We start from the raw sequence: 14,961 nt of genomic DNA on the forward strand, positions 1-14,961 counted from the left end.
AACTCAGAAGTGAAACGTATTAGCGGCGATGGTAGTGTGGGGTTTCCCCATGTGAGAGTAGCACACCGCCAGACTCCTATTTAAGTAAAAAGCCACCTTCATCGGGTGGCTTTTTGCGTTTGGGAGCGGGAAACATCAACAATACATTTTACTACTGGAAGGTGGCTTGATACTTAATGAACAGCAAGCTGTTCTACCTCGCGGTCAACCTTCCCGAAGGGGGTTCCCAGCCCCTCGCAGAGCTCGGGTCGTTCCGTCGGGCAAAGCGTCGCTTCGCTGTTAACCGGCTCCACCCCCATGTGAGAGGAGCACACCGCCAGACTCCTAATTAGAGAAAGGGCTATCCGTCAGGGTAGCCCTTTTTTATTGGGTCAAACTCAACAACAGCGTCACATTTTAAGCATCACCACCTGGTAGCCCTTTTCCTGAAGCGCAATACCAAGCTCATGGGAAACACAACCCATAGTGTTGTCATCAGGCCAAGCGATACGCGACGAAATCATCTGTCACCCGTCCATGGGGCTATCTCCAGCCCGGCATCCTTGCCGGTCGTTCAGTCAACCACGCTGCTGCGCAGCTAAAAGCGGTCTCCTTCACCCCCATGTGAGAGTAGCACACCGCCAGACTCCCAATTAAAGCAAAAGCCCCAACCGGAAAACGGTTGGGGCTTTTTGCGTTAAGCGCTGCCGCGCAGTACCAATCCCAATCCCATGGGAAACCCTCCCCATCGTGCTGTCATCAGGCCAAGCGATATGCGACGAAATCATCTGTCACACATCCATGTGGCAACCTCCAGCCGTTCATCCATGAACGTCGTTCAGGCGGCAGGAACGGTGTTCCTGAAAGCCCCGCCTTCACCCCATGTGAGTCGATTAGTCTTCTTATTGGCATAAAAAAGCCCACTGGACGTGGGCTAATTATTTGTGTGAAAAATAGCTACATATCCAGCTCTTTGAGTTTTCGAGTTAGGGTATTTCTGCCCCAGCCGAGCCGTTTTGCGGCTTCTTGTTTATGTCCGCGGGTAAAGTGTAACGCCCTTTCCAACAATACTTTTTCAAAGATTTCCTGTGCTTCATCAAGAATATTTTTTTGACCGCTTGATAGTTGTTTATCCGCCCATACTGACAGCAAATCAAACCAAGTAGCATCACTACTTAAGGGCTCTTTGACCGCTATTTGTTGTTGATGTAATTCAGGTGGCAGATCGTCGGGTAATATTTCCTGTCCGCTCGCCATAACAGTTAGCCAGCGACACATGTTTTCCAGTTGGCGAACATTACCTGGCCAGGGGAGCTTTGTTAGTATGTCGATTGTTTTAGCGTGTAATGTTTTACAGTCTACGCTAAGTTCCTGACTGGCTTGATGTAAGAACCGGTTCGCTAATGCCGGAATATCTTCACGTCTTTCTGACAGCTGCGGCATGTGGATACGAATGACGTTTAGGCGGTGAAATAAATCTTCACGAAACTTACCTTCGCTAACCCGTTGTTCAAGATTTTGGTGAGTTGCCGCAATAATACGCACATCAACGGTAACCGAATTATGACCACCTACACGATAAAACTGCCCATCTGCCAGTACCCGCAGTAACCGAGTTTGGACATCTAAAGGCATATCGCCAATCTCATCCAAAAATAATGTACCGCCATTGGCTTGTTCAAAACGTCCTTGGCGAGTTGTTTGTGCCCCAGTAAACGCGCCTTTTTCGTGACCAAACAGCTCTGATTCTATTAAGTCCGCCGGTATCGCAGCCATATTAAGCGCAATAAAGGCTTCTTTGGCTCTGGGGCTATGGCGGTGCAACGCATTGGCAACTAATTCTTTACCGGTACCGGATTGACCGTTTATCAGCACGCTGATACTGGAACGTGATAAACGTCCAATTGCCCTAAATACTTCCTGCATAGCAGGGGCTTCACCGATTATGTCAGCAGTAGGTTGGCTTTCATTTTGTTGCTGGCGAGCATTTTCTCTGGCTTGATTGAGAGCCCGTTGAATTAAACTGATTGCTTCATCGATATCAAAAGGTTTGGGCAGATATTCAAAAGCCCCACCTTTAAAGGCGTTAACCGCGGAATCCAAATCGGAATGAGCCGTCATAATGATAATGGGTAAGTCCGGAAAGCGACTCTGTACTTCACTAAGCAGTTGCATACCGTCCATATGAGGCATACGAATATCCGAAATGATCACTTCCGGTTGTTGTGACGTTTCCAATTGTAATAATACATCTCTGGGATCGGCAAAACTGAAGCAATCAATGTTTTCTGCTTGTAGGGCTTTTTGCAAAACCCAACGTATCGAGTTGTCGTCATCAACGATCCAAACGGGTGCGTAATCCATTAACTGGTTTCCTTTTGCTCAATAATAGGTAAATAAATGCTAAATTCGGTATGGCCTGGCCAGCTTTCTACGTCTATTTTGCCTTTGTGGTGGTCAACAATATTTTGTGCAATTGATAAACCTAAACCGGTGCCATCTTTTTTGCCGGTAACCATCGGATAAAATAAGGTGTCTCTTAATTTAATTGGAATGCCAGGGCCGTTATCGATTATTTGTATCTTTGCGCATAATGGAAAGCGTTGACCATGGATAGTAAGTTGCCTTTCAATGCGGGTAATAAACTGTATTTCACCTTTGCCTTGTAAGGCTTGTACGCTATTGCGGGCAATGTTCAGAACAGCTTGTTGTATTTGGTCAGGATCAAGCCACAAGTCAGGAATACTGGGATCGTAATCTCGACTAATTTTAATCTGACTAATATCGTCAAGGTTAAGCAGATTACGGATTTTTTCTAGTACAGCATGAACATTATAAACTTGGAAACTGGATAACTTATTGGGTCCTAGTAAGCGATCAACCAGATTGGTTAATCTGTCTGCCTGTTCGATAATAATTTCGGTGAATTCCAGTAATTCTGGATTATCTAACTGTTTTCCCAGCAGTTGTGCAGCACCACGTAATCCGCCTAAAGGATTTTTAATTTCATGAGCAAGTCCTCTTACTAACTCTTTAGCCGCTTGTTGTTGCGCCCATTGTAAATTTTCTTTGCTAATGCGCTTTTGCTGATCAATGGGCTTTATTTCAAGAACAAGATGGGCTTTACCTTTTAATTCAATATGACTGATAGTGACATCCACTAAACTGTGGCGGCCATCTTGGAAAATAATCTGTACTTCACTATCGGAAAAACTGTTGGCTTGTTTTAGGGTTCGGTATAAACGGCCAATATGCAGGGTGCTGCTACTAAATAACTCTGGAAGAGGTAAACCCAGTAACCGGTTTATACTAATTTCCATTAGTGTTTCAGTCGCTGGATTGGCAGACAGAATAGTCAGTTCATCATCAACTAAGATAATGGCGCTGGTTAGATATTGGGTTAAATCAACTCGTTGAGATTTTTCTAGCATCTGAATACTATATCCTGCGCACTAAATTGGTGCATCAGTTATTTGATGATTATGCCAACAGCTCGAAAATCCTAATTAGGTCTAGTTAGAACTGATGCCTTATGTAGGTAAAATACCCTATCCTGACTAGATGCAATAAGCTTGCCTGATTGGCTAACTAATTTAATCGAAATGACATGTTCACCGCGGTCAATATTGTGCAGTGTAAAATTCAGACTGGCTTGCTGAATAAGCATTTTTCCGTCTAAAAAAAGCTGGGCTATTCCACTTGCTTTGGGTTCAATAGAGGCTACTACAGATAACTCTCCATTATTGTTACGAATGGTTTGCTGCTCGGTGGGGGAACTGATAATAAGTTGATGACTTACAGATGTTTTTTCCACTTTCTGGTTGCGAGTCGTGGTCGGTATTTTGCCTTGATAGGCTGGCATAACAGCGCTATTCGCAGAAGACAAATCAACGGGTTGTGCATTCCCGGTTGGTATGTCGGTATAAACAACACTGCCATCTTGCTGGATTACTTTATACAGCTGGCCTGCGTAAGTTACAGTACAAAGTAAGTAAAAACATAGTGTTAGGGCTTTCATGATTGCCACCTTCGTGTGGAGCTGGTCTTCAGTTTAGTGTGTCCTGAGCAAATAAAAAAGCCCGCAGTAACGCGGGCTTTTTACAATAGTATTAGAACTTATAAGCTGTAGTACATCTCAAACTCAACTGGGTGAGTAGTCATGTTTAGCTTTTCAACGTCGGCACGTTTTAGTTGAATATAAGCATCAATCATATCATCAGTGAATACACCGCCAGCGGTCAAAAATTCACGATCGCTATCCAATGCTTCCAAAGCCATTTCCAACGAGCTTGATACAGTCGGGATTTCTGCCGCTTCTTCTGCAGGCAAGTCATACAAGTCTTTATCCATAGCATCACCAGGGTGGATCTTGTTTTTGATACCGTCAAGACCGGCCATTAGCATTGCCGAGAAGCTTAGGTAAGGGTTACCTGTTGGATCAGGGAAACGTACTTCAATACGACGGGCTTTATCGCTGGTCACATGTGGAATACGAATAGAGGCAGAGCGGTTGCACGCAGAATAAGCTAGCATAACCGGTGCTTCAAAGTGCGGTACTAAACGCTTGTACGAGTTAGTTGAAGGGTTGGTAAAGGCGTTAATCGCGCGTGCGTGCTTAATGATACCGCCAATGTAGTACAACGCTTCTTCAGACAAGTTACCGTATTTGTCACCCGCAAAAATGTTCTTGCCACCTTTACTGATTGACTGATGCACGTGCATACCTGAACCATTGTCACCTACTAGTGGTTTAGGCATAAAAGTAGCCGTTTGACCGTAAGCGTGTGCAACGTTGTGGACAACATATTTATAAATTTGAACTTCGTCAGCTTTGTTAACTAACGTGTTGAATTGACAAGCAATTTCGTTTTGTCCTGCAGTGGCAACTTCATGGTGATGTGCTTCAACAACCAAGCCCATTTCTTCCATAACCAAACACATAGCAGCACGAATATCATGTGCAGAATCAACAGGAGGAACCGGGAAATATCCGCCTTTAACACCAGGACGGTGACCCATGTTGCCACCTTCGTACTCAGTACCTGAATTCCATTTCGCTTCAGTAGAGTCAATTTTGTAGAAACAACCAGACATGTCTGCGTTGAATTTTACGTCATCAAACAAGAAAAACTCTGGTTCAGGACCAAAAAATGCAGTATCACCGATACCGGTGGTTTTAAGATAATTTTCGGCACGACGAGCAACAGAGCGTGGATCACGTTCGTAACCTTGCATAGTGCTAGGCTCTAAAATATCACAGCGAACATTGACTTGAGTTTCTTCTGAGAAAGGGTCAATAACAACGCTTGCAGAATCTGGCATTAACACCATGTCTGATTCGTTGATACCTTTCCAACCGGAAATCGAAGAACCATCGAACATTTTTCCTTCTTCGAAGAACTCTTCATCAACTTGATGTGCAGGAATTGATACGTGCTGCTCTTTTCCTTTTGTATCAGTGAAACGCAAATCAACAAATTTCGCTTCACTTTCTTTAATTAATTCTAAAGCCTTTTCTACTGACATTATGTCCTCCGGTAAAAGTACAAAGACGTTAAAGATATTTCTGAAATATATTTTCAAAATTACTAACGTGAATCTATAGCTATAATCATGCCAATTAAGCGTATCTGATTTTATCCAGATAATATAGGCTCTAGGCTGGTGCGATGTTATGTCGCCTTATGGATTTGTCGCACCATAATGATCCAGAGTGGATCATTATGGTGCATAATGGTGCATTTGTAATAAAAAAACGTTTAATAATGACATTTGAATGGAAAAAGTTATAACCGGTCAATATGGCGTGCAGATTAAATAATCTAAAAAATAGCTTATCTTGATAAAGTATCGTCGCTAATTTGCTCATTACCCTGTACAATCCGCCGCCAGCATTATAGGGGTCGCTAATTCTAGCTGATATTTGAAGAATTAAAGCCATACTGGCTAAACCCCGGTAAGAATATTTTTTATTTAATTAATCGAGAAAAACATGACATCACAACTTCCTTCAGTCGAGCAGCTTCGCAATATTGCAATTATTGCTCACGTTGACCACGGTAAAACAACCTTGGTTGATAAGTTATTACAGCAATCAGGCACCCTCGAAGGTCGCGGTGAAGCCGAAGAGCGTGTGATGGATTCCAACGATATAGAAAAAGAGCGTGGGATTACTATCCTGGCCAAAAATACTGCCATTAAGTGGAACGAATACCGCATTAATATTGTGGACACTCCGGGACACGCTGACTTTGGTGGTGAAGTAGAACGTGTTATGTCGATGGTTGACTCGGTATTACTGCTGGTTGATGCGCAAGAAGGTCCAATGCCACAAACCCGCTTTGTAACCCAAAAAGCCTTTGCTCAAGGTCTTAAACCCATCGTAGTAATTAACAAAATTGATAAACCAGGCGCACGTCCTGACTGGGTTATGGATCAGGTATTTGATTTGTTTGATAACTTGGGAGCGACTGATGAGCAGCTTGATTTCCAAGTGGTTTACGCCTCTGCATTAAATGGTTGGGCATCTTTAGAATCGGATCAAGCCGGCACTGATATGACGCCGTTATTTGAAACTATTGTTGAACACGTGGCTCCTCCTGCTGCGGATATTGACGGCGCATTCCAAATGCAAATTTCCCAGCTGGATTACAACTCCTATGTAGGCGTTATCGGTGTGGGGCGTGTTACTCGTGGTTCAGTTAAAACCAATCAACAAGTTACCATTGTTGGTGCTGATGGCACTAAGCGCAATGGTAAAGTAGGTCAAGTATTAGGTTACTTGGGACTAGAGCGTCACGAAGTGGATAAAGCGAATGCGGGCGATATTATTGCGATTACTGGTTTAGGTGAGCTTAAAATTTCTGACACCATCTGCGATCAAAATAACGTTGAAGCCTTGCCTGCATTAACGGTTGATGAGCCTACCGTTACAATGACCTTCCAGGTAAATACTTCTCCATTTGCGGGTAAAGAAGGTAAGTACGTTACGTCACGTAATATTCTGGACCGTCTGAAAGCTGAATTAGTGCATAACGTGGCGTTGCGTGTTGAAGAAACACCGGATCCGGATAAATTCAAAGTGTCGGGACGTGGTGAATTACACTTGGGTATTCTGATTGAAAACATGCGTCGTGAAGGCTACGAATTAGCGGTATCTCGTCCTGAAGTAATTGTAAGAACGGTTGATGGTAAGCTGGAAGAACCCTTTGAAACGGTCACCATTGACTGTGAAGAAGAACATCAGGGCTCCATTATGGAACAGTTAGGTACCCGCAAAGCGGAATTAACCGACATGTCCCCAGATGGTAAAGGCCGTATCCGTATGGATTTCGTGATGCCAAGCCGTGGCTTGATTGGTTTCCAAACTGATTTTATGACCTTAACGTCAGGTTCCGGTTTGATGTACCACACTTTTGATCATTATGGTCCCCATAAAGGCGGCACTATCGGTCAACGTAAGAACGGTGTATTGATTGCCAACGCCACAGGTAAAGCGTTGACGAATGCCTTGTTTAACATGCAAGAGCGTGGACGTTTATTTATCGGTCACGGTGTCGAAGTATACGAAGGCATGATCATTGGTATTCATAGCCGTGATAATGACTTAACTGTTAATGCCCTTAAAGGTAAACAGTTAACCAACGTACGTGCATCGGGTACTGACGAAGCACAAACTTTGGTACCACCGATTAAATTATCGTTAGAACAAGCGATGGAATTTATTGATAACGATGAACTGGTCGAAGTTACTCCGGAAAGTATCCGTATCCGTAAAAAGCTATTGACTGAAACCTTGCGTAAGCAAGCTGGACGTGCACCACGTTCTTAATGGTGGATTAACAGCCGTCTAATCAGCTAGTTTGCTCGGTTAGCAACCATTTTGTAATAAATCCGATAAACCAATGTTTATCGGATTTTTTTATATGCATGGTTAACATTGATCAAACTCAAAGTTAATAACATGTTTCATTTATGTTGTCCTCTTGTGTTTTTCGATGCCAACTTTGCTTTTTTAACTGTATTAAAGTGTTTTATTCCTGGTTTTTGCCTTTATTAGTTTTGTTTTTGGTGAGGCTTTAATTTTAAAAATTATTTATAAAACAATATATTAAAATTATTTATTTTAATATTTATTGATTTATATGTGGTCAAGCTGATTAATCCAGTTAATAGCTCTTTATCCCTGTCTTTATGGTTGGTATTATAGTTGCTCAAATTTATCGTTTTTTGCCACTTGTTTATATTAAATCGACGATGTTAGCCATTAAGGTAGTTAAATTTTAATGCAGTTTTCTACGCCATTTTCCAAATTAATCTGTTCCAAACTGGAGCGGGTGGCTTGTTATGGTGTGCTGCTAGTATTATTTTTTTGTCTCGAAGTACTACTTGATATATGTGGTATCACCGACAACGCGTCTGAATTTATTGGCCAGTTTAATCAACTGCCGATTATCGAGTTTTTAACCGCAGTCTGTATTAGTGCATTAATTGTGGTGGCACAATTAACTCGCCCAGTCCTGTTTTTATTGTGTTTGTTACTCCTTGATTTACTCCACTTTTTGCGCCTGTTCGGCGCGATAGTTAATCGCAAGATCGTCACATTTGTCGATACCTCTGTCCGCAACCTGTTGCAATACGCTCATGGATGTCGGGCACCTCCATTTAGCCAGTAATGATTGTTGTTTGATTCGCTTAACTTCCTGCGGGAGTTAGTGTTTCAAGGTGCTGGTTTCATTTTCCTTTTTTCGGTCCTTGTGATCGGCCCCTGCAGTCATTTGGCTTAATACTTCCGACCGTTGTCGGAGTTCACATATCGTTCTTCGCGGACGATGACGTTGTCAATCTCTGGGTTAAAGGAAACATTGTTTTGTTTATTCGAAACCTTTGCAAACTCGCTTTATTAGCAATAGGGCTGATGCTCTGTGGCTGCTCTGGCGGCATACTTGATCCTAAAGGTCAGGTCGGCGTAGATGAGAAAAATCTGATCATCATTTCGACCATATTAATGTTGTTAGTGGTGATACCGGTCATCGTCTTGACCTTGTATTTCGCCTGGAAATATCGCGCCAGTCGTGATGTTGAAATTTACGCTCCCAAATGGGCTCATTCGACCAAGATAGAGGCAGTGGTGTGGTTAATTCCTATCATCATCGTGGTGGTGCTTGGGGTCATTACCTGGCAGTCCACACAGGAACTCGATCCCTACAAACCTCTGGAAGGCCAGGGCAAACACATGACAGTGCAAGTGGTGTCACTGGACTGGAAATGGCTGTTTATTTATCCCGATCTGGGCATTGCATCAGTGAATGAGTTGGCATTTCCTGCCGGCGTGCCAGTGGAATACAAAATTACCTCTGAAAGTGTGATGAATTCGTTTTTTATTCCACAACTGGGAAGTCAAATCTATTCCATGGCAGGGATGGAAACGCAAGTTCATTTGATTGCTGATCACCCTGGTACTTACGATGGCTACTCGGCTAATTACAGCGGTGCAGGTTTTACCGATATGCAGTTCAAAGCTATCGCTACTCAATCTCAGGCTGATTTTGATAGCTGGGTAGAAAAGGTACGTCAGCATGGTGGCAATTTAACTCAAGCTACGTACCAGAAATTGGCTGCGCCGAGTGAGAACGATCCAGTCAGCTATTTTGGTCATGTGCAACAAGGCTTGTTTCACTCCATTGTTATGCATTACATGCAGGACTACGGCGAAATGGATTATTACAGCAAACCGAAAGATTCCGCCCATATGGGGCATATGCAAATGGGGGCAGGGGAATAGTTATGTCATTGTTCGGAAAATTAACCTGGGACGCGGTGCCCTTTGATGTACCTATCGTGATGGGAACATTGGCGGTGGTGGCCATTATTGGTGTTGTCATCGCGGTGATGATGACCAAATACAATAAATGGGGAGTGTTCTGGCACGATTGGGTCACCTCTATTGATCACAAAAAACTGGGTATTATGTATATCGTGCTGGCCTTGGTCATGCTGTTACGCGGTTTTGCCGATGCGATTATGATGCGTACCCAGTTAGCGGTCGCAACGGGGGGGGCAGAAGGTTATCTCCCCCCAGAGCACTACGACCAAATCTTTACTGCTCATGGCGTGATTATGATCATCTTTATGGCGATGCCATTTATGATTGGTTTGATGAACATTGTGTTGCCACTGCAAATTGGCGCGCGCGATGTGGCCTTCCCGTTTATGAATAACCTGAGCTTCTGGTTGACCACCGGTGGCGCCATTTTGGTTAACTTGTCACTAGGTGTAGGTGAATTTGCCAAGACCGGTTGGGTGGCTTATCCCCCCTTATCTGAGCTGGGTTACAGTCCAGGGGTGGGGATGGATTACTATATTTGGGCCTTGCAAATATCGGGGCTAGGAACGCTTCTCACCGGAATTAACTTTTTGGTAACCGTATTCAAGATGCGTGCACCTGGTATGAAGTTGATGGATATGCCGGTGTTCACCTGGGCGTGTACCTGGGCCAATATTCTCATTGCTGCGTCTTTCCCAATTCTGACTGCGGTATTAGCGATGTTAACTTTGGATCGTTATTTGGGGTTCCACTTCTTCACCAATGAAGCGGGCGGAAACGCGATGATGTATATCAATCTGTTTTGGGCGTGGGGACATCCCGAGGTCTATATATTGATTTTGCCTGCATTCGGTATTTTCTCTGAGGTGATCTCCACCTTTACCGGTAAGCGTCTATTCGGCTATAAATCAATGGTATATGCCAGCGGTGCCATCTCTATTCTGGGCTTTATCGTGTGGCTACATCACTTTTTCACTATGGGATCCAGTGCCAATGTGAATGCCTTTTTTGGGGTGATGACCATGGTTATTGCGGTTCCCACAGGAGTGAAGTTGTTTAACTGGTTATTCACCATCTACCGCGGCCGATTACATTTTACTCCTCCAGTACTGTGGACGTTGGGCTTTATGGTAACCTTTACCATTGGCGGTATGACTGGCGTTCTGTTGGCGATCCCCGGTGCCGATTTTGTATTACATAACAGCCTGTTTTTAATCGCCCACTTCCATAACACCATTATCGGTGGTGCGGTATTCGGCTATATGGCCGGCTTTGCTTACTGGTTTCCCAAAGCGATTGGATTCAAACTCGATGAGCGTTGGGGGAAAATCTCTTTCTGGTGCTGGTTTATCGGTTTCTTTGTCGCTTTTATGCCGCTATATGTTCTGGGCTTTTTGGGGATGACTCGCCGTTTGAACCATACCGATAATCCTGACTGGAATATCTGGTTATATATCGCTTGTGGTGGTGCGGTCATCGTGATGTTCGGTATTTTGGCGCAAATCATTCAGTTGATTGTTAGTTACAAAAATCGTGATGCCCTGAAGGATACCACTGGCGATCCCTGGAATGGGCACACTTTGGAATGGTCAACGGCGTCCCCACCGCAATATTACAATTTTGCGGACATTCCAACCGTAAGTGATATTGATGCCTGGACGGATATGAAAGAAAAAGGCAAGGCTTATCAACCACCAGAAGTCTACCTACCTATCCACATGCCAAAAAATACATCGGCAGGTGTATTAATGAGTGCCGGCTTTACTACTTTCTGCTTTGCCATGATTTGGCATATATGGTGGCTTGCCGTTGTGGGTTTGGTATTTGGTATCGGGGTATTTTTCAAACGTTGTTATAGCACCGATGTGGATTATTACGTGATGCCGGAAGAAGTGGCAGAAATCGAGCAAGTCCACCTTCGAAACAATCATGGAGGAGCTAACGCATGACTGCTATTCCACAAAGTCTAAATCCACAAGTCACCCATGCGGTGGCTGATGGTCATGATCATGAACATCATGCTCACCCAAGTAACAATGTGTTTGGTTTTTGGCTTTACCTGATGACCGATTGCTTGTTGTTTGCTTCTTTTTTTGCCACCTATGCCGTGTTGTTTATGAATACGGCTGGCGGTGTGTCGGGTAAAGAAATCTTTGATCTGAATTATGTGGCGATTGAAACCGCCGCACTGTTGCTAAGTAGTATTACCTTTGGTTTTGCAATGATCTCGGCGCATGCCAAGAACAAACAAGCCACACTGGCCTGGTTAGCGGTGACCTTTGTCTTTGGTGCGGTGTTTATTGGTATGGAAATTAATGAATTTCATCATCTGATTGCCGAAGGAAATGGTCCGCAACGCAGTGCGTTTCTCACCGGCTTTTTCTCACTGGTCGGTCTGCACGGTATGCACGTGACTGCAGGGCTTATCTGGATGGCAACCATGATGATTGAAGTTGTACGTCATGGCTTGGGTCATAAAACGGTCACCCGCCTAAGCTGCCTGAGTTTATTCTGGCACTTTCTGGATGTGGTCTGGATCTGTGTTTTCACTGTTGTTTATCTGATGGGGGCGATGTAATGAGTCTGAGTGATATTCAAGTATTAGAACAAGCCAATGTGAGCCATGAACAGTCTCACGATGCATCCCATGGTGATATTAAATCCTATCTGATTGGGTTTGTCCTTTCGGTACTATTAACTGTGGTGCCATTCGCGATGGTGATGCAGGGGGGGTATTCTCATGCGGTGGTGCTGTGGAGTGTGGTGACTATGGCGGTTGTACAGATTTGGGTGCATCTTAAGTATTTTTTGCATCTGAATTTTGTCACCGAAGAAGGCAAAGCCAGTTCCATTGCGTTTATTTTTAGCGCGTCAATTATTGTAATGGTGGTTGGCTTGTCGGTGTGGATCATATACGAATCTAACGCGATGATGATGTACTGACCTTAGTCAGTGCCCCGTTTTTACAGGATATAGTTTATGTTTCGCCGTTATTTACAAGTCACTAAACCGGGGATTATTTTCGGCAATTTGATCTCGGTCGCAGGAGGCTTTTTTCTGGCCTCTCGTGGCCAGATTGACTGGGAATTAATGCTCACCACTGTCATTGGGTTATCTCTGGTCGTTGCCTCGGGGTGCGCGATTAATAACTGCATTGACCGTGATATTGATGCCAGAATGCAACGTACCCGAACTCGTGTAATGGTGACGGGAGAAATATCATTATTGGCTGCGTTGAGTCATGGGGTTTTGCTCGGGATTGGTGGTTTTGCGTTGTTGGCCATTTACACCACTGGCATGGCGGTATTTTTTGCGGCTTTGGGATATGTGGTATATGTGGGCATTTACAGCTTATATATGAAACGCCATTCGGTTTACGGGACGCTGGTAGGCAGTTTGTCCGGTGCGGTGCCTCCAGTGGTGGGGTACTGTGCAGTCACTGGTCAATTTGATACCGGATCAGCCATATTGCTGTTGATGTTCAGCTTGTGGCAAATGCCCCATTCCTATGCGATTACGATTTTCCGTTTTGATGATTATAACGCTGCCAATATACCGGTTCTGCCGGTGGCAGAGGGTATCGATAAAGCCAAGTTGCATATTCTGTTGTATATCGCCGTCTATGCACTGGTAACAATGTTGCTACCCATCAGTGGCTATACTGGATTGGTTTTTATGGTGGTTGCCTGTACCAGTAGCTTTTGGTGGTTACTGATGGCATTGCGGGGGTATCGACGTGATATTAATGTGGTGGGGTGGGCCCGACAAATTTTTGCTTATTCTATTCTGAATATTACGGCACTTAGCCTAACTATGGCACTGGATTACCAAAATATTGCACCGCAACTGGTTGCGTTAAGTTAGCCCCGGGTTAACCGGGGTTAGGATCGATGCGTCCATCATCACTAATACGTTGATAGGCGCGTAATTCAAATAATGGCAACATCGCCAGAAAGTGGTCAAATAAATCTGATTGTATCCCCTCGTACTCAATCCAGTTTTTATTGCTACTGAAGCAATAGATCTCCAGGGGAACTCCCAGTTCCGTCGGTGCCAATTGGCGTACCATTAGGGTCATATCCTGATTAATCTGCGGATGTTGGCGCAGGTAGTGCTCCATATAGGCACGAAACGTCCCGATATTGGTTAAACGGCGACTGTTGAGCAAGTCTTCTTCGGTGATGTCGTTGTCTTTGTTATAGGCTGACAGCTGTTCAATTTTGTCCTGAATATACTGCTTGATATAGCGAACTTTCTTAAATTTTTCGAGGCGTTCAGCGTCACAAAACCGGATAGATTTAATATCAATGTATATGGAGCGTTTGATGCGTCTACCTTGTGATTCTTGCATCCCCCGCCAGTTGCGAATTGATTCAGAAATCAAGGCATAGGTTGGGATGGTCGTGATGGTGTTGTCCCAGTTTTGTACTTTTACGGTGGTGAGCCCCACTTCCAATACATTGCCATCCGCACCGTATTTACTCATTTCTATCCAGTCACCATTGGTGACCATGCGGTTGGCGGCAATCTGGATCCCGGCGACAAAACCTAAAATGGCATCACGGAATACCAACAGCAGGACTGCAGTGACGGCACCCAAGCCTGACAGTAATAATAAAGGTGACTTATCCAGTAAATTGGCGACTACCAGCAAAATGGCAATAATCGCCAATAGCAGTTTAACCACTTGGACAAAACCGGTAATGGGCGCTTTACGGGCTAATGCCGACGCATTGTAAACATCCGACACCGTATCCAGAATGGCATTAGCCGCTAAAATTGCAGCTAACAATATATAAATCAGCGAGACTTTGGTTAGGATCGCCAGCAATAATGGCTTGTCGACAATCAATAACGGGGCGCACAAATATACGATAATTGCTGGCACCATGTGGGAAAAACGCCGGAAAAATCCATGTTTATGTAATTCGTCGTCCCAGTCATTTTTGCTATGATCAACCCATCGGGAAACGATATTACGGAGCACAAAGGATGCGATGGCGTAGCCAATCCAGGCTGCAAAAACTAAGCACACGATTGCCGCTATCAGATAATTAGTGGAGCCAGTTTCTCCAGACACTCCCACATAATCCAACAGGTTAACTATCCACTGACTAATGCCTTTAATCGGTTCCATTTATGACCTCAATTGGTTT

The 14,961-nt window shown here is 44.2% G+C and carries 13 protein-coding genes and 1 rRNA gene; 9 read left to right on the forward strand and 5 right to left on the reverse strand.

Annotation, left to right across the window (positions count from 1 at the left end):
- Together rrf and ACTD55_RS13190 are read left to right on the forward strand one after the other, a co-directional pair.
- A 5S ribosomal RNA gene (gene rrf / locus ACTD55_RS13185) occupies positions 1-74 on the forward strand; the annotation flags it as partial.
- A gap of 678 nt (positions 75-752) precedes the next feature.
- On the forward strand, positions 753-893 hold the full coding sequence (locus ACTD55_RS13190) for a hypothetical protein (RefSeq protein WP_438864804.1): 141 nt from the start codon (positions 753-755) through the stop codon (positions 891-893).
- A 43-nt stretch (positions 894-936) separates the two neighbouring features.
- On the opposite strand, the gene glnG is transcribed toward ACTD55_RS13190, so the two are convergent.
- The 4 genes from glnG to glnA form a co-directional block, all read right to left on the reverse strand.
- A complete protein-coding gene (gene glnG, locus ACTD55_RS13195) occupies positions 937-2,343 on the reverse strand; it encodes a nitrogen regulation protein NR(I) (RefSeq protein WP_438864805.1) in 1,407 nt (468 codons plus the stop codon).
- Positions 2,343-3,410, reverse strand: a complete 1,068-nt coding sequence (gene glnL / locus ACTD55_RS13200) for a nitrogen regulation protein NR(II) (RefSeq protein ID WP_438864806.1) — start codon at positions 3,408-3,410, stop codon at positions 2,343-2,345. Before glnL ends, glnG begins: the two co-directional genes overlap by 1 nt.
- A 71-nt stretch (positions 3,411-3,481) precedes the next feature.
- Entirely contained in the window at positions 3,482-3,997 is a 516-nt protein-coding gene (locus tag ACTD55_RS13205) for a DUF4124 domain-containing protein (protein ID WP_438864807.1), read from the reverse strand.
- Between the two features lie 98 nt (positions 3,998-4,095).
- Positions 4,096-5,505: a glutamate--ammonia ligase gene (gene glnA / locus ACTD55_RS13210; RefSeq protein WP_438864808.1), complete on the reverse strand. Its 1,410-nt coding sequence runs from the start codon at positions 5,503-5,505 to the stop codon at positions 4,096-4,098.
- Positions 5,506-5,971: 466 nt separating this feature from the next.
- Here glnA and typA point away from each other — a divergent pair, with 466 nt between their 5' ends.
- The 7 genes from typA to cyoE all read left to right on the forward strand — a co-directional run bounded on the left by typA (position 5,972) and on the right by cyoE (position 13,669).
- Entirely contained in the window at positions 5,972-7,810 is a 1,839-nt protein-coding gene (typA, locus tag ACTD55_RS13215) for a translational GTPase TypA (RefSeq protein ID WP_438864809.1), read from the forward strand.
- 454 nt (positions 7,811-8,264) lie between these two features.
- Positions 8,265-8,654, forward strand: coding sequence for a hypothetical protein (locus ACTD55_RS13220; RefSeq protein ID WP_438864810.1), 390 nt, complete (start codon positions 8,265-8,267; stop codon positions 8,652-8,654).
- A 194-nt stretch (positions 8,655-8,848) separates the two neighbouring features.
- Entirely contained in the window at positions 8,849-9,763 is a 915-nt protein-coding gene (gene cyoA, locus ACTD55_RS13225; protein WP_438864811.1) for a ubiquinol oxidase subunit II, read from the forward strand.
- Positions 9,764-9,765: 2 nt separating this feature from the next.
- Entirely contained in the window at positions 9,766-11,754 is a 1,989-nt protein-coding gene (cyoB, locus tag ACTD55_RS13230; protein ID WP_438864812.1) for a cytochrome o ubiquinol oxidase subunit I, read from the forward strand.
- Positions 11,751-12,383 carry a cytochrome o ubiquinol oxidase subunit III gene (cyoC, locus tag ACTD55_RS13235; RefSeq protein WP_438864813.1) on the forward strand — a complete coding sequence of 211 codons (633 nt, stop codon included), beginning with the start codon at positions 11,751-11,753 and terminating at the stop codon, positions 12,381-12,383. Before cyoB ends, cyoC begins: the two co-directional genes overlap by 4 nt.
- A complete protein-coding gene (cyoD, locus tag ACTD55_RS13240; RefSeq protein ID WP_438864814.1) occupies positions 12,383-12,748 on the forward strand; it encodes a cytochrome o ubiquinol oxidase subunit IV in 366 nt (121 codons plus the stop codon). The genes cyoC and cyoD overlap by 1 nt, the downstream gene beginning before the upstream one ends.
- 36 nt (positions 12,749-12,784) lie before the next feature.
- On the forward strand, positions 12,785-13,669 hold the full coding sequence (gene cyoE / locus ACTD55_RS13245; protein ID WP_438864815.1) for a heme o synthase: 885 nt from the start codon (positions 12,785-12,787) through the stop codon (positions 13,667-13,669).
- Positions 13,670-13,676: 7 nt separating this feature from the next.
- Here the strand turns inward: cyoE and ACTD55_RS13250 are convergent, their stop codons facing one another.
- On the reverse strand, positions 13,677-14,942 hold the full coding sequence (locus ACTD55_RS13250; RefSeq protein ID WP_438864816.1) for a mechanosensitive ion channel family protein: 1,266 nt from the start codon (positions 14,940-14,942) through the stop codon (positions 13,677-13,679).
- Positions 14,943-14,961: the final 19 nt, after the last annotated feature.

Origin of the sequence: Neptunicella sp., from assembly GCF_048268085.1 — a bacterium.
Taxonomy (GTDB): domain Bacteria; phylum Pseudomonadota; class Gammaproteobacteria; order Enterobacterales; family Alteromonadaceae; genus Neptunicella.